Origin of the sequence: Microcystis sp. LE19-84.1B (genome assembly GCF_027531875.1) — a bacterium.
GTDB lineage: Bacteria > Cyanobacteriota > Cyanobacteriia > Cyanobacteriales > Microcystaceae > Microcystis > Microcystis panniformis.
The window spans coordinates 1-24,571 of the sequence record NZ_JAPZSR010000364.1; the positions used below are offsets into that span (position 1 = coordinate 1).

The 24,571-nt window shown below is 43.9% G+C and carries 27 protein-coding genes and 1 tRNA gene; 13 read left to right on the forward strand and 15 right to left on the reverse strand.

Annotation, left to right across the window (positions count from 1 at the left end; all coding sequences use genetic code 11):
- Positions 1–145: 145 nt before the first annotated feature.
- The 4 genes from O9324_RS20550 to ftsY form a co-directional block, all read right to left on the reverse strand.
- Positions 146–1,429 carry a DUF3086 domain-containing protein gene (locus O9324_RS20550; RefSeq protein WP_288141171.1) on the reverse strand — a complete coding sequence of 428 codons (1,284 nt, stop codon included), beginning with the start codon at positions 1,427–1,429 and terminating at the stop codon, positions 146–148.
- Positions 1,430–1,627: 198 nt separating this feature from the next.
- Positions 1,628–2,044 carry a DUF3119 family protein gene (locus O9324_RS20555; RefSeq protein WP_002777863.1) on the reverse strand — a complete coding sequence of 139 codons (417 nt, stop codon included), beginning with the start codon at positions 2,042–2,044 and terminating at the stop codon, positions 1,628–1,630.
- Positions 2,045–2,083: 39 nt separating this feature from the next.
- A complete protein-coding gene (locus O9324_RS20560) occupies positions 2,084–2,884 on the reverse strand; it encodes a metal ABC transporter ATP-binding protein (RefSeq protein ID WP_288141172.1) in 801 nt (266 codons plus the stop codon).
- Positions 2,885–2,978: 94 nt separating this feature from the next.
- Positions 2,979–4,313: a signal recognition particle-docking protein FtsY gene (gene ftsY, locus O9324_RS20565; protein WP_288141173.1), complete on the reverse strand. Its 1,335-nt coding sequence runs from the start codon at positions 4,311–4,313 to the stop codon at positions 2,979–2,981.
- Between the two features lie 225 nt (positions 4,314–4,538).
- Between ftsY and O9324_RS20570 the strand changes: the two genes are divergently transcribed.
- The 4 genes from O9324_RS20570 to O9324_RS20585 all read left to right on the forward strand — a co-directional run bounded on the left by O9324_RS20570 (position 4,539) and on the right by O9324_RS20585 (position 6,314).
- Positions 4,539–5,126, forward strand: a complete 588-nt coding sequence (locus O9324_RS20570; RefSeq protein WP_288141174.1) for a Uma2 family endonuclease — start codon at positions 4,539–4,541, stop codon at positions 5,124–5,126.
- A gap of 74 nt (positions 5,127–5,200) precedes the next feature.
- On the forward strand, positions 5,201–5,350 hold the full coding sequence (locus O9324_RS20575; protein WP_288141175.1) for a PCP reductase family protein: 150 nt from the start codon (positions 5,201–5,203) through the stop codon (positions 5,348–5,350).
- Positions 5,351–5,427: 77 nt separating this feature from the next.
- Complete coding sequence (locus tag O9324_RS20580; protein WP_288141176.1) at positions 5,428–6,015, forward strand: Uma2 family endonuclease; 588 nt, start codon at positions 5,428–5,430, stop codon at positions 6,013–6,015.
- A 113-nt stretch (positions 6,016–6,128) separates the two neighbouring features.
- The gene (locus O9324_RS20585) at positions 6,129–6,314 is read left to right on the forward strand and encodes a PCP reductase family protein (RefSeq protein ID WP_002751785.1); all 186 of its coding nucleotides are present in this window, start codon (positions 6,129–6,131) and stop codon (positions 6,312–6,314) included.
- Between the two features lie 4 nt (positions 6,315–6,318).
- Here the strand turns inward: O9324_RS20585 and moaA are convergent, their stop codons facing one another.
- A complete protein-coding gene (moaA, locus tag O9324_RS20590) occupies positions 6,319–7,308 on the reverse strand; it encodes a GTP 3',8-cyclase MoaA (protein WP_288141177.1) in 990 nt (329 codons plus the stop codon).
- Between the two features lie 543 nt (positions 7,309–7,851).
- Here moaA and O9324_RS20595 point away from each other — a divergent pair.
- Positions 7,852–9,195, forward strand: a complete 1,344-nt coding sequence (locus O9324_RS20595) for a DUF3370 domain-containing protein (protein ID WP_288141178.1) — start codon at positions 7,852–7,854, stop codon at positions 9,193–9,195.
- Positions 9,196–9,202: 7 nt separating this feature from the next.
- Here the strand turns inward: O9324_RS20595 and O9324_RS20600 are convergent, their stop codons facing one another.
- Positions 9,203–9,715, reverse strand: coding sequence for a TolB family protein (locus O9324_RS20600; protein WP_288141179.1), 513 nt, complete (start codon positions 9,713–9,715; stop codon positions 9,203–9,205).
- Between the two features lie 23 nt (positions 9,716–9,738).
- Positions 9,739–9,954 carry a hypothetical protein gene (locus O9324_RS20605; RefSeq protein WP_002761575.1) on the reverse strand — a complete coding sequence of 72 codons (216 nt, stop codon included), beginning with the start codon at positions 9,952–9,954 and terminating at the stop codon, positions 9,739–9,741.
- Positions 9,955–10,172: 218 nt separating this feature from the next.
- On the opposite strand from O9324_RS20605, the gene O9324_RS20610 reads away from it, so the two are divergent.
- A tRNA-Asp gene (locus tag O9324_RS20610) sits at positions 10,173–10,246 on the forward strand.
- An 85-nt stretch (positions 10,247–10,331) separates the two neighbouring features.
- Here the strand turns inward: O9324_RS20610 and O9324_RS20615 are convergent.
- Positions 10,332–12,866, reverse strand: a complete 2,535-nt coding sequence (locus O9324_RS20615) for a glycogen/starch/alpha-glucan phosphorylase (protein ID WP_288141180.1) — start codon at positions 12,864–12,866, stop codon at positions 10,332–10,334.
- 146 nt (positions 12,867–13,012) lie between these two features.
- On the opposite strand from O9324_RS20615, the gene hpnA reads away from it, so the two are divergent.
- Positions 13,013–13,999 (forward strand): hopanoid-associated sugar epimerase, encoded by a 987-nt coding sequence (gene hpnA / locus O9324_RS20620; RefSeq protein ID WP_190722585.1) that lies wholly within the window; start codon positions 13,013–13,015, stop codon positions 13,997–13,999.
- A 176-nt stretch (positions 14,000–14,175) separates the two neighbouring features.
- Here the strand turns inward: hpnA and crcB (O9324_RS20625) are convergent, their stop codons facing one another.
- Positions 14,176–14,580, reverse strand: coding sequence for a fluoride efflux transporter CrcB (gene crcB, locus O9324_RS20625; protein WP_287972440.1), 405 nt, complete (start codon positions 14,578–14,580; stop codon positions 14,176–14,178).
- A gap of 145 nt (positions 14,581–14,725) precedes the next feature.
- Positions 14,726–15,115 carry a fluoride efflux transporter CrcB gene (gene crcB, locus O9324_RS20630; protein ID WP_190722587.1) on the reverse strand — a complete coding sequence of 130 codons (390 nt, stop codon included), beginning with the start codon at positions 15,113–15,115 and terminating at the stop codon, positions 14,726–14,728.
- 124 nt (positions 15,116–15,239) lie between these two features.
- Here crcB (O9324_RS20630) and rsmA point away from each other — a divergent pair, with 124 nt between their 5' ends.
- Complete coding sequence (gene rsmA, locus O9324_RS20635; protein WP_288141181.1) at positions 15,240–16,046, forward strand: 16S rRNA (adenine(1518)-N(6)/adenine(1519)-N(6))-dimethyltransferase RsmA; 807 nt, start codon at positions 15,240–15,242, stop codon at positions 16,044–16,046.
- Between the two features lie 17 nt (positions 16,047–16,063).
- Positions 16,064–17,005 (forward strand): 4-(cytidine 5'-diphospho)-2-C-methyl-D-erythritol kinase, encoded by a 942-nt coding sequence (gene ispE, locus O9324_RS20640; protein WP_287972435.1) that lies wholly within the window; start codon positions 16,064–16,066, stop codon positions 17,003–17,005.
- A gap of 21 nt (positions 17,006–17,026) precedes the next feature.
- Here the strand turns inward: ispE and O9324_RS20645 are convergent, their stop codons facing one another.
- Genes O9324_RS20645 through O9324_RS20655 form a run of 3 tightly spaced genes read right to left on the reverse strand, consistent with a single transcriptional unit; the run spans position 17,027 to position 18,494 of the window.
- Positions 17,027–17,839, reverse strand: coding sequence for an urease accessory protein UreD (locus O9324_RS20645; protein ID WP_287630186.1), 813 nt, complete (start codon positions 17,837–17,839; stop codon positions 17,027–17,029).
- 3 nt (positions 17,840–17,842) lie between these two features.
- Positions 17,843–18,367, reverse strand: coding sequence for a hypothetical protein (locus tag O9324_RS20650; RefSeq protein ID WP_287630187.1), 525 nt, complete (start codon positions 18,365–18,367; stop codon positions 17,843–17,845).
- Entirely contained in the window at positions 18,321–18,494 is a 174-nt protein-coding gene (locus O9324_RS20655) for a hypothetical protein (RefSeq protein ID WP_287630188.1), read from the reverse strand. The genes O9324_RS20650 and O9324_RS20655 overlap by 47 nt, the downstream gene beginning before the upstream one ends.
- A gap of 160 nt (positions 18,495–18,654) precedes the next feature.
- On the opposite strand from O9324_RS20655, the gene O9324_RS20660 reads away from it, so the two are divergent.
- The 4 genes from O9324_RS20660 to O9324_RS20675 all read left to right on the forward strand — a co-directional run bounded on the left by O9324_RS20660 (position 18,655) and on the right by O9324_RS20675 (position 23,341).
- Positions 18,655–19,869: an AAA family ATPase gene (locus O9324_RS20660; protein WP_287630189.1), complete on the forward strand. Its 1,215-nt coding sequence runs from the start codon at positions 18,655–18,657 to the stop codon at positions 19,867–19,869.
- Positions 19,862–20,446 carry a DUF4276 family protein gene (locus O9324_RS20665; RefSeq protein WP_287630190.1) on the forward strand — a complete coding sequence of 195 codons (585 nt, stop codon included), beginning with the start codon at positions 19,862–19,864 and terminating at the stop codon, positions 20,444–20,446. Before O9324_RS20660 ends, O9324_RS20665 begins: the two co-directional genes overlap by 8 nt.
- Positions 20,447–20,640: 194 nt before the next feature.
- The gene (gene gyrA, locus O9324_RS20670) at positions 20,641–23,193 is read left to right on the forward strand and encodes a DNA gyrase subunit A (protein WP_288141182.1); all 2,553 of its coding nucleotides are present in this window, start codon (positions 20,641–20,643) and stop codon (positions 23,191–23,193) included.
- Positions 23,194–23,212: 19 nt separating this feature from the next.
- On the forward strand, positions 23,213–23,341 hold the full coding sequence (locus O9324_RS20675; RefSeq protein ID WP_288141183.1) for a hypothetical protein: 129 nt from the start codon (positions 23,213–23,215) through the stop codon (positions 23,339–23,341).
- 32 nt (positions 23,342–23,373) lie between these two features.
- Here the strand turns inward: O9324_RS20675 and O9324_RS20680 are convergent, their stop codons facing one another.
- Positions 23,374–23,904, reverse strand: coding sequence for a ComEA family DNA-binding protein (locus O9324_RS20680; protein ID WP_288141184.1), 531 nt, complete (start codon positions 23,902–23,904; stop codon positions 23,374–23,376).
- Entirely contained in the window at positions 23,901–24,299 is a 399-nt protein-coding gene (locus tag O9324_RS20685; RefSeq protein WP_002772617.1) for an NINE protein, read from the reverse strand. Before O9324_RS20685 ends, O9324_RS20680 begins: the two co-directional genes overlap by 4 nt.
- Positions 24,300–24,571 lie beyond the last annotated feature (272 nt).

A 24,571-nucleotide genomic window follows, 5' to 3' on the forward strand; every position in this document is an offset into this window, starting at 1 on the left:
TGCTTCGCCCCTACAGGACGCGGGCCGATGAAGACGCAAGGTTTTGAACGACGATTCTCTCAAAATCTTGCACCTGTTTCGGAAGAAAAGCCCCAAAACCCTTACTTTGCCTACATTTCACATTTATTCAGCAAACCCTAATTAGTTAATACCAATAACTAGAACTTTGTTGGGGTTCAGGAGCAAAAGCTAACCAGTAGGGGAATTGTAAAAGAGCGAAATTGAGCCGTTCTTCGGTATCATCGATGATAATGAGCGGTGAATATTTATCCTCAATTAAACGTTCCGCTTTTTGAATTAAAGCTTCGGGAGACTCAAAGAGAACGATGCCGCGGTCTGGTCCAAAATCGGCGCGGGAAATGCCGAGACAATCTTGGAGACCGCGCCGCCATTCGCCTAAACGTTCGGGACTATTAGCCAGAACGAGAGAACGGAAGCGCTCGCCCTGTAATTCCGCCATAATCGAGATAATTGCCGAAGCGACCAGAATATTCTGGAGACGGCTGCCCATACCGCGAACAGTACCCCGGCCCCCCTGTTTAAAGAACCACTGTTGCACCCGTTCGGCGTGAATTGGTTCAAAAGTGCGCCGTAATTGCCAAGGGGGACCGTAATAGTCAGGACGACTGCGATAACGGTCTAAAAGAGTTTGGATGCGCTGATTTTGCTCAGAAAAGCCCTGTCTGGGAGTAGATTGTCCCACCGGTTCCGATTCATAACCCGAACGGTTAGAGCGACGGGGTTCTTGCCAATTATCCCGGCCTTGGTTACTGGTACGGGAGGGACGGGGACTTTCTTCGCGATCATCCCGGCCTTGACTGCCACGGGATGGGCGCGGGTTTTCCTCCCGTTCGGTCCGCAGGGGAGGTTCCACGGAGCGGGGGGATTTTTCGGGGGTTTCAAAACGGGGTAATTCCAACTGTTCGGCAGCCGCGGCCAAATCCTGTAAACTGCCCACCAGATAGTCTTTAAATCCCTGAACCCGCACGGCTAACTCCTGGGAGACTCCGGCGAAATTACTCCGCATTTCCTGCCGAATCCGCTCACGACGGCGTTCTAACTGTTCGATCGCCACTTCTAAAGCCTGTTTGCGTTGTTCTAGGTCTTTTACCCCTTCCTTGAGCATTCTTTCGATTTGAGCTTTGATATCCCCCAATTCCTCGGCGATCAAGCGTTCTTTTTCCGCTTTTAATGCCGAGATTTCTGCCTCTAGGCTCTGTTTTTGCCGTTCTAGAGCCTCGATTTCTGCTCGTAGGGGTTGCGCTTGCGCTGTGGGAACTAATTCGCCTTCGGGGGCGATTGCCGATGGCAGGGGATTCTCTACCGGGCGATCGTTCCAGAGATCGTCAAAACTAAATTCTTCGACAGATTCATTGGGTAAGTCTGTCATTTTGTCAAGGGGTAAAACATTAAAATCTTCTGAAGTCATCGGCTTTAGAAATGCAGAGCGAACAGAGGGCCAAGGCAGGTAATTAAGTAAGTGGTTCTAATTAATGGAAGATAGATTTTGTCTTTGATCCCCCCTGCCCCCCTTAATAAGGGGGGTGCCGATAGGCGGGGGGATCTGACAATTTTTAACACCTACCCACTTAAGACGCTATTAGCTAGATTTCATTTTAACTCAATGTTAGTTCGCTTCTGAGTCGATCGCTTGCGATGCTGCTAAAGGATAGTATTTTTCCAGGCACAGTCTCAGGGTTGCGCTGTCAAAGATAATGGGCAAAAAATGAATGCTGTTAATTTCTTTGAAATAAAATAGGATCGGGACTTTATTCCAGAAAATCCGCCAATTTTGCCATTCTTGGTAGGGAAAGGAGCGAATTTGTTGCCCAGATAGATAGACATCTAAGGAAGTGGGGGTAAACTGGAGACGAATGCGGGTAGTCTGGAACATCAAGAATAGGCCTAACAGGGAGAAAATTATGCCGAGCCAGACCTGTAAAAAGAGCAATGGCAGCGATAAAATTACCAAAAACAGGGGAATTCGATAGTTAGGAGCCAGTTCGATCGTTCCTGTTACTTCTTGCGGGGAAATAGTTTTCATCGGTGTCCCTATCGGCAGTCAGCCAAAATATCTTCACTTCTAGTTTATCCCATTGTTTTTCGACAGGCGATCGAGATAATCGAGACTCGATCGGGGATAATCTGGTGGTGTCATGGCATCGTAGAAGGAGACTTTACCCCCATAGGCGCGCCGGAGATTAAAATCGGTTAAGACCTTAGATCGTTGAGCGGCGAGGATCAATTCTTTATTTAAGAGGATTAAATCAGCAAAATGGGTGATAGATTCGCCTAAATCATGGTTAACCACCATGACAATTTTATTTTCTTGGGCTAACTCACCAAAGATATTAAAAAGGATCCCCTCGGTTTTTTGATCTACCCCAACGAAAGGTTCATCAAAACAGAAAATCTCCGCTTCTTGGGCCAAAGATCTGGCTAAAAAGACTCTTTGCTGTTGTCCTCCCGACAACTGACTGAGGGGACGATGGCGTAAATCAGCCATTTCCACCCGTTCTAGAGCATTTAAAGCCTGTTGACGACTAATATGGGAAAAAGGACGAAACCAACCCGTTTTTCTGACTCTCCCCATCATTACCACATCCCAAGCGCTGACGGGATAAGTCCAGTCGATTTGAGTTCTTTGGGGAACATAAGCGACTTTATCCAGTTGTTGCTGTAGAGATTGCCCTTGATAGTTAACGCTTCCCTGTTGTACGGGAATTAATCCTAGCATGGCTTTGATCAGGGTACTTTTGCCCGCACCGTTGGGACCGATAATACCAGTTAATCGTCCCGGATGAATTTTCAGGGTGATATCCCGTAGAGCCTCCACGCCGCGATAATATACTCCCAGATGACTAACTGTAATTGTTCTTTGCATAGTTGTTACCCTGAGTCTCCAGTTCTAGCATAGCTAAAAATGAGACAAATATGAAGCAACCATGAAAAGATTATGAAAGATAGCTAAGGTGAGATCAATCGCCACTCAGTAAAGCTTCCACGAATTCGTAACTGGAAAAGGGCCGCAGATCCTCGATTCCTTCCCCGGCGCCGACAAAGCGAATCGGGAGGTTAAGCTGACGCGCTACGGCAAGGGCAACACCCCCTTTAGCTGTACCATCGATTTTAGTCAGGATCACGCCGCTTAATTGGGCAGCTTCCGAGAAAACTTCTGCTTGTCGCAGGCCGTTTTGTCCTAAAGTGGCATCGAGAACTAGAAGGGATTCCACCACGGCACTCTCGGCTTTTTTGTCGATAATGCGGCGAATTTTGCTTAATTCTGCCATTAAGTTCTTTTTATTCTGCAATCTTCCCGCCGTATCCACTAAGAGTAATTCTATCTCCCTGGATTTAGCGGCTTCGATGCCATCGTACACCACGGCGGCCGGGTCGGTATTTTTGCCCGGGTTGGCAATGACTTCGACTTGCGATCGCTCTCCCCAAACTTTCACCTGTTCCACGGCAGCAGCGCGAAAGGTGTCGGCAGCGGCAATTATACAGCTATAGCCAGATTGTTTAGATAAATGGGCTAATTTGCCGATAGTCGTTGTTTTACCGACTCCGTTAACTCCTGTGAGCATCCAGATATTTAATTTGCCTTTTTCTGGCTCAAAACCGGGGTTGCTATAATTGGCTAAAGGTGCATCTAAAATCTCGCGGATAATTTCTTTGAGATATTCGATCGCTTTTTCGGGGGGCAGAGCTTCCTGTTTTAGCTTATTTTGGAGGGTAGTGATAATATAATCGGTGGCATCTACCCCCACATCGGCCTGAAGCAATAAAGCTTCGATTTCCTCCACCGCATCTTGATTGAGGGGACCCTGACCGACCACGGCCTTAAGCTGATTGACCAAGCTGCGGCGCGTTTTGCCTAAACCCTGACGCAATTTTTTTAACCAGGTGATTTCTTCTTCCGAAACGTCCTCTGCTTGTCGTCCCTGATTGGCTAAAACTTTGGCAGACCAGATAAAATCCTCATCCGGTTCTGTGGGGGTTTCGATGGCGGTTTCTTTGAGAATTTCGAGGCGATCGGATTTTTTCAGCCATGCGGGGGTATTATCCTCGGTTTCTTCTTCTTTAACTGGTTCTTCCTCTTGCGGAGGTTCCGTTTCAGCAATAGATGTTTCAGGGGTTTCGCTCACGACGGCCTCGGCCGTGGCTTTTTTCTCTTGAATATTTTTAAAGGCTTTTTTGGCCCAATCTAAATACTCTTCCTGACTGGTTGCCTCGCTAGGGGTTTCCTCTACGGGTGCAGGGGGTGTTTGTTCTTGTTCGGGTTGGACTTTCTGACGACGGAACCAGTTAAACATAGGAGAAACTAAACATAAAACTATTTATCTAGTTTATCTTAACCTTTGAAGTGAGCAATTTTGATAGTTAGATTTTTAATTATGGATTTCTCAGCATTTTTTGCCAGAGATTAAGGGAAAAATATGATCCGAGTAACTCAATTGATAGCCTTGCTCAAGGATAACTTTATCTCTTTTTAGGGAAATGCTGTATCCTAGAAAATAGAATAGGAAGGAGAGTCAAAAATGTTAAGCGCTACCGAAACTAAATATTATACTCCCGAAGAATATCTCGCCCTAGAGGAAACGTCCGAGGATAAACATGAATATCGTCAAGGAGAAATTATTCCAATGGTAGGAGCCACCACTAATCACAATCAGATTTGTCTAAATTTTTGCCGTAATTTTCCCTTAAATATCAATAATCAAGATTATTATACCTATATGGAAACGGTGCGTTTATGGCTGTCAGATTATAGTATTTACACCTATCCCGATGTGATGGTGATTAAAGGTCAACCTCTCTATCAAGGGAATAGTCAATCTAACGTGATCAATCCTTTAATTATTGTCGAAGTTCTCTCTAATTATACCCAAGCTTATGATCGAGGGGATAAGTTTAAATTCTATCGTTCCTTGCCAACTTTTCAGGAATATATTCTGATTGAACAATCTAGTTATAGTGTGGAACGTTACTATAAACAAAAGGATGATCAATGGTTAGTTGATTTCCTCACGGGGGAAAATGCGGTTTTACAATTGGTGTCGGTAGATTGGCAGATTTCTTGGCAAGATTTATATCAAAGAGTAAATTTTGACCTAGCAGAAACCTAAAATTAAGAGAAAGGTGAAAAAGAGTCGCTGTCAAGAAAATCGTCATCTCAAAACGGACTACTATTGTTAAATCTATGGAAGCTCTAGATTTTTCCGATCAACTACAATGGACCGCAGCAGCAAAAGCAAAACTGAAAAATATTCCCTATTTTGTTCGTTTCCAAGCGCGTCAGTGGATTTCTGAGATATTGAAGATACACTTTTCCGAGCAACTCAATCGATAACCTTGCTCAAGGATAACTTTATCTCTTTTTAGGGAAATGCTGTATCCTAGAAAATAGAAGAGGAAGGAGAGTCAAAAATGTTAAGCGCTACCGAAACTAAATATTATACTCCCGAAGAATATCTAGCTCTGGAGGAAACGTCCGAGGATAAAAATGAATATCGTCGAGGAGAAATTATCCCAATGGTAGGAGCAACAACTAATCACAATCAGATTGCTGGAAACTTCTATCGAAGATTTCCCTTAAATATCAATAATCAAGATTATTATACCTATATGGAAACGGTGCGTTTATGGCTGTCAGATTATAGCATTTACACCTATCCCGATATGATGGTGATTAAAGGTCAACCTCTCTATCAAGGGAATAGTCAATCTAACGTGATCAATCCTTTAATTATTGTCGAAGTTCTCTCTAATTCCACCCAAGCTTATGATCGAGGAGATAAGTTTAAATTCTATCGTTCCTTGCCAACTTTTCAGGAATATATTCTGATCGAACAATCTAGTTATAGTGTGGAACGTTACTATAAACAAAAGGATGATCAATGGTTAATTGATTTCGTCACCGGGGAAAATGCGGTTTTACAATTGGTGTCGGTGGATTGGCAGATTTCTTGGCAAGATTTATATCAAAGAGTCAATTTTGACCTAGCAGAAACCTAAAATTAAGAGAAAGCTGAAAAAGAGTCGCTATCAAGAAAATCATCATCTAATCAGCTTTTCAATAAATAGCTAATCTTTTTTGGTATAATGGACGGACTACTATTGTTAAATCTATGGACGCTCTAGATTTTTCCGATCAACTACAATGGACCGCAGAAGCAAAAGCAAAACTGAAAAATATTCCCTATTTTGTTCGTTCCCAAGCGCGTCAAAGGATAGAAGAATTAGCTCGTCATGCCGGTTCCGATCGAGTTACCGTGGAAATGGTGGAACAGGCTAGAGTAGAATTCGGACAGTAGATTTTTAGCCGCCAATTTGGGACATAGTACGGGTATAAATGCCGCTTGATGTGCCGGAATCACGCAGTTTAAAGTTTATTTCTGCTTTCATTTCTATTAATCCCCGGACTCTTTCCCTGATTTCTGCTGGCGAAATTCCCTGACGGAGGGCAGTTTTTAGGTCAATTTGTCCAGTTTCGTTGAGGAGACAGGGACGCAACCAACCATCGGCCGAAAGACGTAGGCGGTTACAGCGATCGCAAAAACATTCCGACATCTGACTAATAAAGCCAATTGTACCCTTAGCCCCCGGAATTTGAAAAACATCGGCTGGACCATTTCCCCGCACTTGACCCTCATTTAAGCCCCATTTTGCCCGAATTCGCCCTCTTAATTCCTCGTTCGCAATCCAAGCTTTTTCTTGAAATAAATCACCGTTACCGATGGGCATAAACTCGATAAAACGGACGTGCCAACGCTTCTCGATGGTCAAAGCCGCTAAATCTTCCACTTCTGCCTCATTTATCCCCGGAATCACCACCACATTCAATTTTAAGGGGTCAAAACCCACTCTCTGGGCCGCTTGAATACCTGCCCAAGTTTTTTGCCAACGACTCCGGCCGCGATTACCAATAATTTTATCGAAAGTGTCGGGGTCGAGGGAGTCTAAACTGATATTAATCCGTCTTAGTCCGGCTTCATACAACATTTCGGCTAAATTGTCAAGTAAATAGCCATTAGTGGTCAAGGCTAAATCGCTAGTGGCAGATAAAGAGGCGATATCGCGCACAATCTCCACTACTTCAGGATGTAACAGAGGTTCCCCACCAGTAAGGCGAAATTTGCGGAAACCGAGGGGAATAAAGACATTTTTGACTAAAGTAAGAATTTCCTCCCGGGTGAGTAAGTCTTGCGGTCGAACATAGGCCAATTCTGCATCTTCAGGCAGACAATACTGACAGCGAAAGTTACAGCGATCGATTAAACTAATCCTGAGATAGTCGATTTGGTTCATGTTCACGGGGAAATACTGTCATAAAACTTCATGAATTGATCATAACAATTCCGGCTCGATCGATATCTAGACATCGGGCCAAGTTTCCAGAAAACCACGGTAACATCTAGATATTAGTCTATGATGACAATAGATTTGCTCAATGGCAAGAGCCAATAACGATTGGGAAATTTGATAATTTTTCTTGATTGTACTTAAGTAGGTAGGCGTTAAAAATTATCAGACACCCCCCTTATCAAGGGTAGGGTTGATTCATGAATCAACCCTACCTTATCAAGGGGGCAGGGGGGAGCGAACCTAAAATCGATTTTTAATTTAATTATAACCAACTACTTAACTAAAAAGGTCAGCTAACACCCCAAAGAAATATTAAACAATCCTCTAGATATGGACAAACATAATACTATCTAATACTCAATCCGTTGAGGCGTTGGGTTTCATGCTTCAACCCAACCTACGTTCATCTTATATTTAATTCCACCCACCTACTTATCTAAATTGAACGAGCCAGTAATGCTATGATCAAAAATTAATTATCTTGAGATGGTAATTTGTGTGATGTTACCTTTTTTACTACCCATTGCCCAAACTCCCCCTAGTGTAGAAATAATTCGACCGGTGCAGGTGCGTCCTTTACCGAATCAACTAGATCAAGTTCCTGTTTTTAATAGCAATAGTCCCGAATTATTGCTAGGAGAAGGGATTTTGCTTTCGACTTTTCCCCCCCAAGAAAAAAGTTTTCCCTCGGCCCATTTAAATTATGCTTTTCAGGGACGCTTTGATATTTTTGCCCACCATATAGCGAGGGGGAATTTTCCCGATAATTTACGCACCCTTTATCTGGGTATATTACTCCACAATCCCAGTCCTAATCCTGTGACTGTTAAAATTTTGCAGGGGGCCAGTTATTTGAGTCAACCCGATGCAGCTTTTATCGATTTACCGGCACAAGTGGAAAATAATCAGGGGACGGTTTTTGCTGGGCCGGGAAGTCGGGTAATGGGGGATATTTTAATGGGGCAGCGTCAGGATATTTTTCCCGATAGGATTATTATTCCCCCTGGGGAGAGTTTTATGGTCTTAAATGCGGCGATTCCCGTGCGCGATTTGACTCCCCCTTTAAACGGTAGATCCACTTATCTTCGTCTGGAAAGTGACGGTCTTCTCTACGCTGCTAGTTTAGCTCTTTATGCACCCCTAGATGAAAATGGGCAGGAAAGACCACCAAATCTGACAGAGTGGCAAAATTTGCTAGAAAAAGGCGATTTATCGACTCCGCGCGATCGAGCGCCCACTCCTCCCAATAGTCAAGGACAGATAATTTATGGACGGGTAGCGGGGGTGTCCCAAGGTTCAGCCTGGCTGTCCCGATTGGTCGATCGAGCTTCTTTATGGTTAAATATTCCTGATTCTGGTCAATCTATAGCATATGGGATTAGCACCCTACCCGGGGGCAAATTGGGAACGGAACAAAATCAAAGTGCTAGTATGTTAGTTCGCTATCCCGATACTGCCTATCAAGCTCATGGTAATTACGGTGTGGAATATGGGTTAAGTTTACCTCTATTTAATCGAAGTGATGAGGCGAAAACGGTGACTATTGCGCTAGAAACACCGATTAAAGAGGATGTTATTGGGCAGGGTTTGCGTTTTCTCGCTCCGGCTGCCCCACAAGTGTTTTTTCGGGGAACGGTAGCCGTCAATTATAGCGATGATCAAGGACAGGCACAAAGCAGATTTTTTCATCTCGTCCAAAGACGCGGACAAGAGGGAGAATCTTTAGTGACTCTGACTATTCCTCCGGGGGATTGGCGTATAGTACAGGTGAATTTTTTATATCCACCAGATGCCACTCCTCCGCAGGTTTTAACGATTAAGACCGAGTAGAACAAGTTTAAAATTGGCCGTTAACGATCGCAATATTCCATTGACCGTCTTGGTTGGTTTCAAAGGCAATTTGGCGACCATCACCGCTAATGGTGGGATTGCGGACGCTTCCCCGCAGGTTAGCGGTTAACAGGGTTGCACGGGACTTGGAACGATCATAAACCATGACATCACTTTTACCGCGTTCGCTGGAGATATAGGCAATTAAACGACCGTCAGCACTCAGAGATGGCTGATCTTGGCTAGAATCGCCACGATTTAGGTTAGGGAGATTAACTAGGCGCTTTTCTTGCAGATCGAATAAATATATACTACGACGACCGGAGCGATCGGAAGCGAAGGCTAAATAGCGACCATCAGCACTATAACTGGGGAATTGATCGGGAGCAAAACTATTTAAACCACCAGCGGGAACTTGAGGAGTGATCAAAAGAGGGGAATTACAGCCACTTATCCCCGATAACAGCCCAAAAGAGGCCAAAAATCGCCCCAGCCAGACAAAAAAATTTTTTTCTTTCATCTTGACTTTTGACCCCAAATGTGCTAGTAACTTTCTTCCTTGCCGACGGTTTTGAGGGTAAGTAGTTGATTGCCTTGACTGAGACTATCGGCGATCGCTTCTCGAATCGGCAGGTCAATAGTGGTTTCAGCGAGGATTTCTTGGGCTTTTTGCCGCAAATCTGCCCCAGTATCGGCATCTACTTGGTCTAGATCGAGTAATTCTTGCGATAGCTGTTCGATCGAATTCGGGTTAGTCATAGCTCAGGCTCCCAACAAGCTTAATTACAATGCCATGGTAAAGAGGATCCCTCTCTACCATGGGATTTTTTGGCTTTAATTCAGGATTGATCCCAATCCAACTTGAAAAACCCAGTTATGAATTGTTTCCCACTTCCCCACTTCCCTCAAAAAAATTTTCCCAGAGGTGCTTGACATAACCCTAATGATGAAGTTACAATCAGAAATGTGGCAAAAATGGGATTGTAGTTCAATTGGTTAGAGCACCGCCCTGTCACGGCGGAAGTTGCGGGTTCGAGCCCCGTCAATCCCGTAAAAATCTAGATTAGAGTCGCCCAGGGCCAGTTAACCAGTGGGCAGTAGGGTAAATAAACACGATCCTACTGCCTAGATTTGTTCTAATTTACCGATAAACCGGCATTAGCTTGAATATAATCGGGTAATTCAATCTTTACCGGTTGTACCCGCCAGATTTCCTCGCAGTATTCCCGAATCGATCGATCGCTAGAGAATTTTCCCATGCGGGCCACATTAAGAATCGCTAAACGACTCCAATGTTCTTGATCTTTATAAGCGTGACCGACTCCTTCCTGACAGTCGATATAGGATTGATAATCAGCCAGTAACATATAGGGATCATCGTAGATAAGATTATCCACGAGCGGACGGAATAAACTACTATCACCCCGGCTAAAAAATCCCGAACCAATGAGGTCTAATACTGCCCGCAATTCTTCGTTATGGTAATAGTATTCTTGGGGATTATAACCGGCGGCTTTCTTAGCATAAACCTCCTCGGTTGTCAAGCCAAAAAGAAAGAAATTTTCCGCTCCCACCTCTTCACGAATTTCGATATTTGCCCCATCGAGAGTGCCGATAGTTAAGGCCCCATTCATGGAGAATTTCATATTACCGGTTCCCGAAGCTTCTTTCCCGGCGGTGGAAATTTGTTCAGACAAGTCGGCAGCTGGATAAACCCGTTGACCGAAGGTGACATTATAATCGGGTAGGAAAACCACTTTTAAACGTCCTCCAATCGTCGGATCATTATCGATCACTTCTGCCACAGAATTAATCAATTTAATGATTAATTTTGCCATAAAATAACCCGGGGCTGCCTTACCACCGAAAATAAAGGTACGGGGGGTAATATCGAGATTGGGATTATTTTTGAGACGATGATAGAGAGTGACGATATGTAAAACGTTGAGATGTTGCCGTTTATATTCGTGAATGCGTTTTACCTGCACATCAAAGAGGGTACTAGGATCAACTTTAATACCGACTTTTTTATCGATATAATTGGCTAAATCTGCCTTAATATCGTATTTAATTCGTCGCCAATAGTCCCGAAATACCCCATCATCCACATAGTTTTCTAAACCGCGTAAATCCTCCAGATGTTTAATCCAATTTTCGCCGATTTTTTCGGTAATGGCAAAAGTCAAGCGGGGATTACTAGAAACTATCCAGCGCCGGGGAGTAACTCCATTGGTTTTGTTGCTAAACTTTTCGGGAAAGAGTTCATAGAAATCGCGCAGAACATCTTTTTTCAGTAATTCTGTATGGAGGGCTGCCACCCCATTAATTGCCTGGGAACCCACACAGGCAAGGTGAGCCATACGGACGTATTTTTCGCCGCTTTCATCGATTATAGATAAACGGGACATTTTGCCATCATCATGGGGATAAATAATGCGAATTTTATCCAAGAAACGATAGTTAATTTCGTAGATAATTTCCATTAATCGGGGGAAAAGACGACCAAAAATACTCAAAGGCCATTTTTCTAAAGCTTCTGGCAAAAGAGTATGATTGGTATAGGCGAAGGTATTTTGAGTAATAAACCAAGCTTTATCCCAATCGAAATGATGCACATCAATTAACAAGCGCATTAACTCGGCTACCCCGACGGAAGGGTGAGTATCATTCAATTGTACTGACCATTTTTGATGAAAATTATCGAGACTGGGGTTCTCATGTAAGTGAATACGAATCAGATCCTGTAGGGAACAGGAAACAAAGAAATATTGCTGTTCTAAACGCAGTTCTTTGCCTTGAATTGGTTCATCGTTAGGATAGAGAACTTTACTGATATTTTCCGAGTGAACTTTATTATCCACCGCACCATAATAATCGCCGCGATTAAAGCGACCAAAATCAAAAGATTCACAAGCTTCTGATTTCCAGAGACGCATGGTATTAGCGGTGTTAACTCGATAGCCGAGAATTGGGGTATCGTAGGGAATTCCTTTGACTACATAATCGGGAATCCAATGACTGCGATAATTACCATTTTCGTCGGTATAGGATTCGGTATAACCGCCAAATTTTACCTCTACCGATGATTCCGGTCGGGCAATTTCCCAGGGATTTCCATACTGTAACCACTTATCGGTTATTTCTACCTGCCAACCGTCGTGAATTTCTTGATCAAAGATACCAAATTCGTAGCGAATACCGTAACCAATAGCCGGAATTTCTAGGGTAGAAAGGGAATCTAAATAACAGGCAGCTAAACGACCTAAACCACCATTTCCTAACCCAGGTTCTTCTTCCTGGGCAATTAATTCTTCTAGTTTTAATCCCGATTCGCTGACAGCTTTCTGGACCTGTTCGTAGATACCGAGATTAATTAAATTATTAGCCAAATGGGGACCGACTAAAAATTCGGCCGAGAGATAACAAACGGTTCTGACATCTTTTTTTAGATAGGTTTGTTGGGTGGTTAACCAACGCTGCAATAAACGATCGCGGATGGTATAGGCTAGGGCCATGTAAAGATCGTTTTTGCTGGCTAATTCCGGTAATTTACCTTGAATATAGAGTAAATTATCCCTTAAAGCCCGTCGGATAGTTTCTGTGTCTAATCCCGTTCTGTCATCTTCGATGATAATCGGACAAACAAAACTCGTGTCTGGAGATGTATCCATAGGAGTGTTTTTACTGAAGATTGGCTGCTCTTAGTCTAAGATAACCCGCCCTGAAATTTTATCAAGAAAAGCTTAAATCTTGACTAAGATTAAGGTATAGTAATGACATAGTTAATAGGAAGTGAAAACAGGGGAAAGTTTGAGCAATGCGTGCTTTTGTGACGGGTGGAACGGGTTTTATCGGGGCGAATTTAGTGCGATTGCTTTTAGTCGAAGGCTACCAAGTGCGCGTCCTCGTCCGTCCCCAGAGTAATCTCAGAAATTTGCGGGGTTTAGACGTGGAAATTGTCCGGGGTAATTTAAATGATGAGAACTTATTTAAATTAATGGTCGGATGCGAAGTTCTCTTTCATGTAGCGGCGCACTATTCTCTCTGGCAAAAGGATAGACATCAACTCTACCAAAACAATGTTTTAGGTACAAGAAATGTGCTAGAATCGGCGCATTTAGCGGGAGTTGCCAGAATAGTTTATACCAGTTCTGTGGCGGCTATTGGAGTGGGTAAAAAGGGTGAAAGTGTCGATGAAACTTATCAAAGTCCCGCCCATCAATTGGTGGGTTATTATAAAAAATCAAAGTATTGGGCAGAACAGGAAGCATTGAAAGCAGTGCAAAGAGGACAGGATATCGTTATAGTTAATCCTAGTACGCCCATAGGAGCCTTTGATCTTAAGCCTACACCCACTGGCGACATTATTCTCCGTTTTTTGCGGCGAAAAATGCCCGCTTATGTGAATACGGGATTAAATCTAATTGATGTGCGCGATGTGGCCTGGGGACATTTATTAGCTTTAGAAAAGGGCAGAACTGGCGAAAGATATATTTTAGGTCATCAAAACACTTCTTTAAAAACTTTGTTGACAGAATTAGCCGAAATTACCAGCATAAATGCCCCGAAAATTGTTTTACCTTTTTGGATTCCTTTACTAATAGCTTGGCTGGATGAAAAAGTTCTTCCTGTCTTCGGAAAATCGCCCTCTATACCCCTTGATGGCGTGAAAATGTCAAAACAGTCCATGTACTACGATTCCTCGAAGGCAGTGCAAGAACTGGGCTTACCGCAATCGCCGATTAGACAAGCTTTAGCTGATGCTATCGATTGGTTTCAAACCAATGGAGACATTACTTATTAAGACTGAGTAGGAAGGGAAAAAGATGGTCTCAATTGTGCTGAAATGCTTAAGTAGTTAGGTGTTAAAAGTTGTCAGACACCCCCCTTATCAAGGTAGTAGGGTTGATTCATGAATCAACCCTACTATGAATCAACCCTAGGGACAGGGGGGATCAGACGCAAAATCTATTTAATAATTCATCTAGGAAAACCTGTTCTTGCTAAAATAACTCCAATTTTAAGCGCAATCATCCCCCCAAAAACACTGCCGAGCCAATAAATTAAACCGAAAGTCAAGTTTCCCTGCTCTAAAAATTTGTTGACCTCCAAACTATAGGTAGAAAAAGTTGTATAGGAACCACAAAAACCCGTGGCAATCATCAATCCTAATTCTGGGGCAATTATGCGAATATTTTCCCCGACTATAGTAAAGATGTAGCCAATAATTAAACAGCCAGAAAGATTAACAAAAAATGTTCCTAAAAATCCCCATTCTTGACCGAAAATACTTGTAATTAATTCTCCGATATAAAAACGACTCAAAGCCCCAAAAATAGCCCCAATCGCCACGGATAAACTATAACGTCCCCTGAAAAAATCCATGGATTTGTCCTGCTCTTAAATAGTAGATAAATTGGAGAATTAAGTAGCTGGTTATAATTAAATTAAAAAATGGATTTTAGGTTCGATCCCCCCTTAATCCCCCCTTGATAAGGGGGGCATCTGATAGTTTTTAACGCCTACCTACTTAACCTAGAAAAACTTGGGCAATAGCTGCCCCGATTCTCACGGCAATCAATCCGAAAATGATACTAGCAACGGCAAAAACAAGACTGAGAAAATTTTGTTGATTGCGCCAGAGGATCAGGATATCTAAACTATAGGTAGAAAAGGTGGTATAAGCTCCTAAAAATCCCGTTCTCACCATTAAATCTAGTTGGTGGGAATAAAAGGGAACACTGGGTAAAATAGCCCAAAAAAAGCCGATAGCTAGACAGCCAGTTAAATTAATAATAAAGGTTCCATAGGGAAAGCGCAAGCCGAATTTTGCTTTTGTCCATTCGGTAATATGATAACGAGATAACGCCCCCGGAACCGCTCCTGCTACAATTGCGAAAACATCGTTCAAATCTGACATTGTCTCTAATTTTTTTGCTATCTTTGCCTAGGCTCTATGATAATTGATGCGGTTATCGATCGCATGGCCGATATTTTCAGGGGTGTTATTGTTGAGGACAACCCTCTGACTTTAAAATAAAGGGATGAAAATTCAACCGCGTAAACGTTTTGGACAACATTGGTTAAAAGATGAATCGATACTCGATCGCATCATCAGCGCCGCTAATTTACAATCAGAGGATCGGGTATTAGAAATCGGTCCGGGTACAGGCATTTTAACCCGTCGTCTTCTCGATGGCGCTCAATTGGTTGTCGCTGTAGAAATCGATCGAGATCTATGGACAATTTTAAAGAAAAAATTTGGCCAACAAGATAACTTTCATCTCATCCCAGGCGACTTTCTTACCCTTAAACCCGAGCAACTGCCGCCAGTTAATAAGGTAGTGGCTAATATTCCCTATAATATCACCGGTCCGATCCTGGAAAAGCTGCTCGGTTCGATCGCCCATCCCTTCACCCCCCCTTACCAGAGTATTACCCTCTTAGTCCAGAAAGAAGTCGCCGAAAGATTAGTCGCTGTCCCCTCCACCAAAGCTTACAGCGCTCTCAGCGTCCGCATTCAATACCTTGCCGATTGTCAATGGATTTGTGACGTACCCCGGCGGGCCTTTTCCCCACCTCCCCAGGTTGATTCGGCGGTAATTCAGCTTTTACCCCGTGTTTTGCCGAAAAATGTCAGTAATGCTGCCTTTTTGTCCACTTTAATTAGCTGGGGTTTTGCCAACCGGCGCAAAATGTTACGCAATAATCTAAAAAATTGTCTGGATAGCGATCGATTAAGCCAAATCCTGACACAATTAGAGATTAATCCCCTCGCTCGCGCCGAAGATCTCAGTTTATCGCAATGGATTGACTTGGCGGAAAAATTAGGTCAATTGCCAAAATTTTAGATTTTTTTCCTTGACAAATGCACAGTTATACCCTTCTAGCCCCCGCTAAAATTAACTTATATCTAGAAATCGTTGGCGATCGCCCCGATGGTTTCCACGAGTTAGTGATGGTGATGCAGACGGTGGCATTATGCGATCGCATCACTCTCCGGCCGAACGGATTGCAGGAATTCCGTCTCTTTTGCCATCATCCCCTCGTCCCCCAAGATAGCAGTAATCTCGCCCATCGGGCCGCCACTTTGATGGCGAGGGAATTCCCCCGCATCTTTGCCAATTACGGCGGCATCGATATCAGCATCGACAAATATATTCCCGTGGCTGCCGGTTTAGCGGGGGGGTCCACCAACGCGGCGGCGGTGTTAGTCGGTATCGATTTAATCTGGGAATTAGGCTTAACCCGTCCGGAATTAGAAACTTTGGCGGCAAGATTGGGCTCCGATACTTCCTTTTGTGTGACAGGAGGAACGGTTATCTGTACGGGAAGGGGAGAAATTCTCGATCCGATCGCTCCTCTAACCGGATTATGGGTGATTTTAGCCAAATACGATCATTTATCCGTTTCTACACCCTGGGCCTACCAAAGCTATCGGCAAAAATTTCAAGATACCTATCTGTCTTCTCCAGAGGAATTTCATCACCGTCGTCAGCAGGTGAGTTCTGGGGCTTTGGTACAAGCGATCGCCCAGAAAAAACCAGCCGCTATCGGCAAATTTATCCACAATGACCTCGAAAAGGTGGTTTTACCCGAATTTACCCTCGTAGCCGAGTTAAAACAGGTTCTAGGGGATTTAGGCGGCTTGGGAACGATGATGTCAGGCTCTGGTCCAACGGTTTTTACTCTCTGTTCATCTCAGGAAGTGGCGGAAACTATCGTTAAAGAGGCCCGGGAAATTCTCGTCGCTCCCGATCTACAATTTTGGATAGCTCCAATCACCGATACAGGCATTCAAGTGACTTGAGAAAATTAAAATTGACCGCTTTTACCAAGATAACCAAACTCGCGGAATAATTGCCTCTCGATCGCTCATTTCTCGCCTTAAAATTTGCCAAACCTGCTGAAACCATTGTCGCACTTCACCGCTAGAATTACCCCGATAACGACATAAAAGACCATCTCCTAAAGTGCTAGTAACTCCCATCTCTCCTTCTAGGGAAAAATCTCTCACTTTCTCAATTAAATCTCTTCCCACCGGTTGACCGATATAAACTAAAGTACCGATTAGGGCGCTATCATTTAAACCGGAAAATCCCTCAATCATTTTACCACCTAACAGGAAGGAGCGATCGAGCCATAAAGGTTGTCCTGATCGCCAAATTTCCCAATTAGAATGCCATTCTCCCGCTAAAAATTTCTCGCCTCGCGCACTGCGACCAAAACGGGTAATTTCCCATCCCAACCAACTGCTATTTTCCCCTAAATCCACTCGTAAATGTTGGCGAAATACCGCACCATTAAAGATAATTGTTTCTTGGGGTAGCCATTCTAAACCAGCATTGTCATCGATTTTAATCTCGATTAATTGTTGAGCCATCTGACCGTTACTCTGGTAAACTTTTCCAGCAGAAGCAGTGGTAATCAGGGCATTAGTAGCGGCTTGGAGATGAATTTTTTGTTGAAGAACATCACCCCCAACTATTCCCCCCGCCGTGTGTAAAATCACCGTATGACAAAGATTTTTTCCTTCGGGATAAAAGGGTCTTTGTACTTTTAAAGGGGCGGTAGCATAGAGGTGACTAATCTGGGTTGCGAGATTTTTTTGCGTGTAAATTAGTTCTAGGTTTCCCTGCCACATTATTTATTGATCCTCAGTCATGGTTTCTAGAAATTGCCGATAATTTTCAGGACTGAGATTAATTTTAACTTCTATTTGCTGTTCTTTATCCCTGAACAGTAAAATATATTCACTTTCTGCTTTTTTGCCAACTAGGAGAGGATTTTTTAGCTCGAATTTTTGATAAACTAGATGGGGTTTTGTCACCCGAATAACTAAACTAGGTTGGGATTGGGGATAAATATATAATTGCTCCCGTTCCCGATCTAAAATTAATTGTTTGGGTGTCATGCTTCTTTCGTCAGCAAAAGTAGATTTATGCCAATAGAGGGTAATCCCGCGAATTTGGGGCATTTGGATGCTAAACTTTTCATCAAAACCTTGCCGCTCCCAATTAATATCTTCCAGAGAGCCAGTATCGGGAATTAAACGCTGTTGCCAGAAGACTTCCTTAAGATTTAAATCTTGCCACCATTGGCTAATAATTTGGAAATTCTCCAGATTATCGGGGTTGGGATTGGCACTTTGCCAGAGGAGAGGAGTAAGCATTTTGGGGTAATTTTTGCGCTGGGAAAATCAGGATAATAGCGTTCGCTAGAGTTAAGGGATCATTAATCTCAATCATCATCGATTCTTGAGCTGCCGATGAGGCCATGATATTAACTCTTGATCGCATTTTTATTTTATCCTAAATTATCGAGGGAAAAACTGCTAAAAGTGGTCTTCACTGGTGATCGCCAGCTGCCAGCCCAGAAAACTGAGGGAAGATCAGATAGATTGGGATATAATTAACTAATAAAGCTCTGTATGATCCCAAAAACTAGAATTGTTTTAATATGAACCAGCCTAGACTATTATCTTTTACCCTCGATGGTTGGGGTGTGCTAGGTGGTCCAGTTTCCCTATCCCTAGTTAACCAAGTTGGGGTATTAGTGGGGAGAAACGGTGCGGGGAAATCCGCTATCCTAGAAGGATTTGAAGCCATCTCATCCTGTGCTATCGGTAGATCGATCGTATCTCGGATGATTGATAGTGATAGCATTCCCTCAATTTTGCAGGTTGAAATTCTAACACCGACTAACCGGCGCTTAGGATACAGGTATGAGCTAATCATCCCCTTTTCTATGGACGATCTAGATACAGACATAGACGATACCACTAACGATAATTCCTTGGAAAATTCCTTTTCTTGGAATGATTCTTGTCATTATATTGATGGAGATCAAGAACTTCTCTGGAAAACCGAATTTGGACTAACAAGCTTTAATAATAATGGTGAGCAAATATTTGCTATTCTTGGCAATACTACCTCGCTGCGACAGTCAAATATACCTGGAAATTCATCGCTAAATTTACCTCCAGAAATGAAGTGGGTTTATGCTATTTTAAAAGGGATTCGTCTTCTTGGCAAAGCTCCTATCCGTCGCACATCAAGGCGACAGCCTTCCTTATTAAAGGTGGCAAGTAAGAAGGTTTCTACCAGTCGATTTGATCTAGCAGATACTCTAGCTCGGAGAATATTTTATTGGGTAGGTACGGATGATTTTGATGAACTAGAAAATGTTTGTCAACGAATAGGACTTGCCAAGAAAATCACTGTGCAGAAGTTTGTTTTGAGTGAGCATTCTGGACAGACAGACCAAGGTAAAGACGAAGAGTACATCGCTTCAGTATTATTAGATGGAGTCAATATTGGATTACTCTCCGATGGCACCTTGCGAGTTTTATCAATTCTTATCGAAATAATTGCTCACTCTCCTAATGCAACAACCATAATTGAGGAGCCAGAAACACAAATACATCCCGCAATGTTAGCAAAGTTATTAAATGAAATTAAATCCTATACTTGGGATGAAAATTTAATTATATCAACTCATTCACCACAAGTAGTAGCTTGGACAAAGCCAGAAAATATTAGCTTAGTCTATCGTAATCAAGGACGGACAAGTGTTAGGAAACTAGAGGAAGGAGAGATTGAAAAAGTTGTGGAGTATCTCTGTGAAGAAGGAGATTTAGGAGACTGGATTTACAGTGGTATTCTCGATGAGTAGTAACTTGATCGCCATAATTGCCGAAGATGAGACGGACTGCGATGTGTTTCGTCAAATTATCCATCGCGTGCTGGGGACAAATACTAGGACAAAATATTGGGCATCTAAATCCTGTAGTACATTAAAGAGAAAACTGTCAGCAAAACTTAAAGTGATGACAAGGGAAGGATGTGATGCTTTTATCATCGTTCATGATTTAGATCGCAATCCCAAGAATAACTCTCTTAATGATGAAAAACAATTGCGAGATAACTTAGAATCAAGCTGTTCCAATATTAATGGTCTCAGGAAATATATCTGCATCCCAATAGAAGAATTAGAGGCTTGGTTTTGGTCTGATCCAGAGGTGATTAAATATGTGGGACGAGGCAAGGGAAAAGCTCACCCAAACCCTCACCTAATTATCAAACCGAAAGAAGAATTGATCAAATTGTCAATCGGTGAAAATAGAAAACCCCGTTATAGTACCAACATGAATGTTGAACTGGCCGAAAAGCTAAATTTAGAACTTTGTGCCACTCGTTGTCCTTCTTTTAAAGAGCTGCGCGACTTTCTGCAATCTCTGTCAAGAGGATAGCAAACCATTAACCCCCCCATCCCAGCCAAGAAACCTGCGATCGCCGCCTCAAAACCGACAAAAAAGAGGGATTTTATGGTAAAATAGTCCTACAAATGGGCATATTCTGCACATCAAAAGGGTAAAAACCCGATTTTTAGCGAATTTACTCACAAAAACGCTTTTTTTGCCTTGTTATTGGAGTTAACCCCCCTATGACCGCCGCCCAGGATCATGTCGTCCCCACAGACTTAAGCAATGAAATGTCCCGTTCCTACCTAGAATACGCCATGAGCGTCATCGTTGGGCGAGCCTTGCCCGACGCTAGGGACGGACTGAAACCCGTACACCGGCGCATTCTTTACGCGATGTACGAACTAGGATTAACTCCCGATCGCCCCTTCCGGAAATGCGCTAGAGTCGTCGGGGAAGTATTAGGAAAATACCACCCCCACGGGGATACTGCCGTTTACGATGCTCTCGTCCGCATGGCCCAGGATTTCTCCATGCGCGATCCCCTGATTAACGGTCATGGTAACTTCGGATCGATCGATAACGATCCCCCAGCAGCCATGCGTTATACCGAGTGTCGTCTGCACACCCTGGCCACCAACGCCCTACTACAGGATATCGAGTCAGAAACCGTCGATTTCGCCGATAACTTCGATGGTTCTCAACAGGAACCCGTGGTTTTACCCTCTAGAGTCCCACAACTGCTAATTAATGGCTCATCGGGGATCGCCGTCGGTATGGCCACCAATATCCCCCCCCACAACCTGGCCGAGATTATCGATGGAACCGTTGCCCTCATCCATAACCCCGATCTCACCGATACGGAATTACAGCGTTATATCCCGGGGCCAGACTTTCCCACCGGGGGGCATATCCTTGGCAGAGACGGTATTCAGGAAGCTTACACCACCGGCCGCGGTTCTATTACCCTGCGGGGAGTCGCCTCCTTTGAAACCATCGAACAAAGGGGAAGACCCGATCGAGATGCTATTATCATCACCGAACTGCCCTATCAAACCAATAAAGCGGCATTAATCGAAAAAATCGCCGATTTGGTCAATGATCGCAAAATAGACGGTATTTCCGATGTGCGGGACGAAAGCGATCGCGACGGCATCCGGGTGGTGATCGAACTGAAACGAGATGCCTATCCCCGCGTCGTCCTCAACAATCTTTATAAACAAACGCCCCTCCAGTCGAATTTTGGGGCGAATATGTTGGCATTAGTCGATAATGAACCGAGATTACTGACCTTAAGGGAGTTTCTCCGGGTTTTCCTCGATTTTCGGGTAGAAGTGATCACCCGTCGTACCCGTTATGAACTCCGCAAGGCCGAGGAAAGGGATCATATCCTTCAGGGTTTACTAATTGCCCTCGCTAGTCTCGATGCAGTCATTGCCCTGATTCGCAGTGCTGCCGACACAGCTAGTGCAAAAGAGGGATTAGTGCAGAATTTTGGTCTTTCAGAGGTGCAAGCGGACGCAATCCTACAAATGCAGCTGCGACGGTTAACTGCCCTAGAATCGGAGAAAATTCAGCAAGAACACGGGGAATTACTGACCAAAATCGGCGATCTTCAGGATATTTTAGCCAGAAAAGAACGGATCGACAGCATTATCGAGGAAGAACTGCAACAGATCAAAACGATTCACGCTACCCCCCGTCGCAGTCATATTGAACAACGGGAAGGAGAAATCGCCGAAACTGACCTGATTGCCAACGAACAGGCCTTAATTCTCGTCACCGAACAGGGTTACATCAAAAGAATGCCCGTTAATACCTTTGAGTCCCAAAATCGGGCGACAAGGGGCAAAGCTGGCGCGAAAATGAAAGAAGACGACGGCATCGATCACTTTATCACCTGCCGCGATCATGATAGCGTCCTCTTTTTCACCGATCGCGGGGTTGTCTATAGTCTCAACGCCTATCATATCCCCACCGGTTCCCGTACCGCTCGCGGGGTTCCGATCGTGCAACTGTTAGAGATTCCCAAAGGGGAGAAAATCACCTCGGTGGTGGCAGTCAGCGAGTTCAGCGAGGATAATTACCTGATTATGCTCACACAAAAGGGATTTATCAAGAAAACCGCCCTCGCTGCCTTTAGTAATATTCGATCGAACGGTTTAATCGCCATTTCTCTCGAAGACGGTGATCAACTACGTTGGGTTCGCTTGGCTAAAGAGGAAGATAGCGTCATTATCGGTTCTCGTCAGGGGATGGCAATTCATTTTAAGGCCGATGGTCAACAATTGCGCTCCCTGGGAAGGGCAACTAAAGGCGTAAAATCGATGAAATTGCGCTCAGGTGACGAATTAATCAGTATGGACATCCTGCCTAGTCAAATTGTCGCCCAAATCGCTGAATCTAACCAAGAAGAAACCGAGGACGAAAGCGAAGAAATTAACCCCGAAGTGGCTAATAATGGCCCCTGGGTGTTAGCGATTACCATGGCAGGACTAGGAAAACGGGTTCCCGTTACCCTCCTCCGGCTACAAAATCGGGCGGGATTAGGAGTCAGAGTGATTAAATTCCGCAAAAAGAACGATAAATTAGCGGCTCTGCACGTTGTTAACCCCAACGAGGAATTTATGATTATCACCGAAAGGGGTATTATCATCCGTCAATCCGTCGATGCTATTACTCCCCAATCGCGATCGGCCGGAGGTATCCGGGTACAAAAACTCGATGAGGACGATGCGATCGCTGCTGTCGCCCTAGTTCCCCCTAGTGATGCGGAGGAATCTGAAGATAGTTAGATTTGCTGGGAAGTGGGGTGTGACCCCCCCAACCCCCCCGACATCGGGGGGGTGTGGGGTGTGGGGTGTGGGGAAGTGGGGAAGTGGGGAAATTGAACTAAAACCCCAAAACCCCAAAACCCCAAAACCCCAAAACCCCAAAACCTAAAACCTTCCTGCTGCCTTCGTTAAAATTTGGGGTTAAAACTGAAAAAAGTGCATTAATTGGGAGATTTCCTGAGCGTCTAAGGATAAACGCCCTTTAAAATCCACAATATTCTTAAATAATCCCTGTTCTTCTCTATTTTTAATAATGGCAGCCGCCAAATTATCGCTGATCAGGGGTAGGGTGGTTAACTGCTCGATCGAGGCGGTGTTAGGATTGATTTTAGGGGGTGCGAGGTGACTTTCCAGGCTATAATAGGCAAATTCTAGAATCGGTTCCCAAGCTTTCAATCTAGCCACAGGAACACTCAAAGCAGCCGCTAGATCTTCAAGACAAAGCAATTCTACCCCCATACCCAGCAATTCCACCAACATCCGCGCTTGATGGATGGATATCCCCGGCAATCGCAGCCAATCATCCACACCCGCTTGACTGACATTAATTTTAATCCCCAATTGCGCCGCCATAGCGATCTCATCGAGGGAACGAAAGCGATAATAGGGATCATTGCTAATTTTGGCTTTTAAAGGGTTAAAAGTGCGTCCTAACCAGTTTTGCGGTGTCATTGTAGTAATTGTCGCCGTTTTTCTTCAAATTCGTACTCAGAAATCAATCCTTCTTGCCGGAGGCGCTCTAATTCCCTTAAAGCTGCCCCGATCGCCTCTACTTGTTTAGGCTCTAAACTGGGGACAGTGGCAGCAGCGGTGGCAGTGGGAAAATAGTTAGCTAAAAATTGGTTATCTTGGATTAAATACCACACCGCATCGATCGCGCAAGCCACCCGGGGAATCGGAGTTTGCCAAAGAAGAAGATAGATAATTCCCCAGAGAGGTTGACCGAGATAGAATTTATGAATACCAGCGATAGGAAAGGGTAAAGCGAGAATACTACCGATAAAAGCCAAAAAAATCGCTAATTTACGGCTTTTGGGCTTACTTAATAATTTTTCCACCGGAAGCATGACACCTGTTCGAGATTGATTTTAGCCTGATCTGAACCTTCTATTCTAAAATAAGTAGGGAGGCACAATTATTTGTAGGATGGGTTAGCGGTAGCGTAACCCATGCGGCCGTTGGGTTTCATGCTTCAACCCAACTTACGTTCATCTTATATTTAATTCCACTCACCCACTTACTCTTTGGTTCTAAGTAGGGAGACACAATTATTTGTAGGATGGGTTAGCGGTAGCGTAACATAATCTGGCGTTGGGTTTCATGCTTCAACCCAACCTAC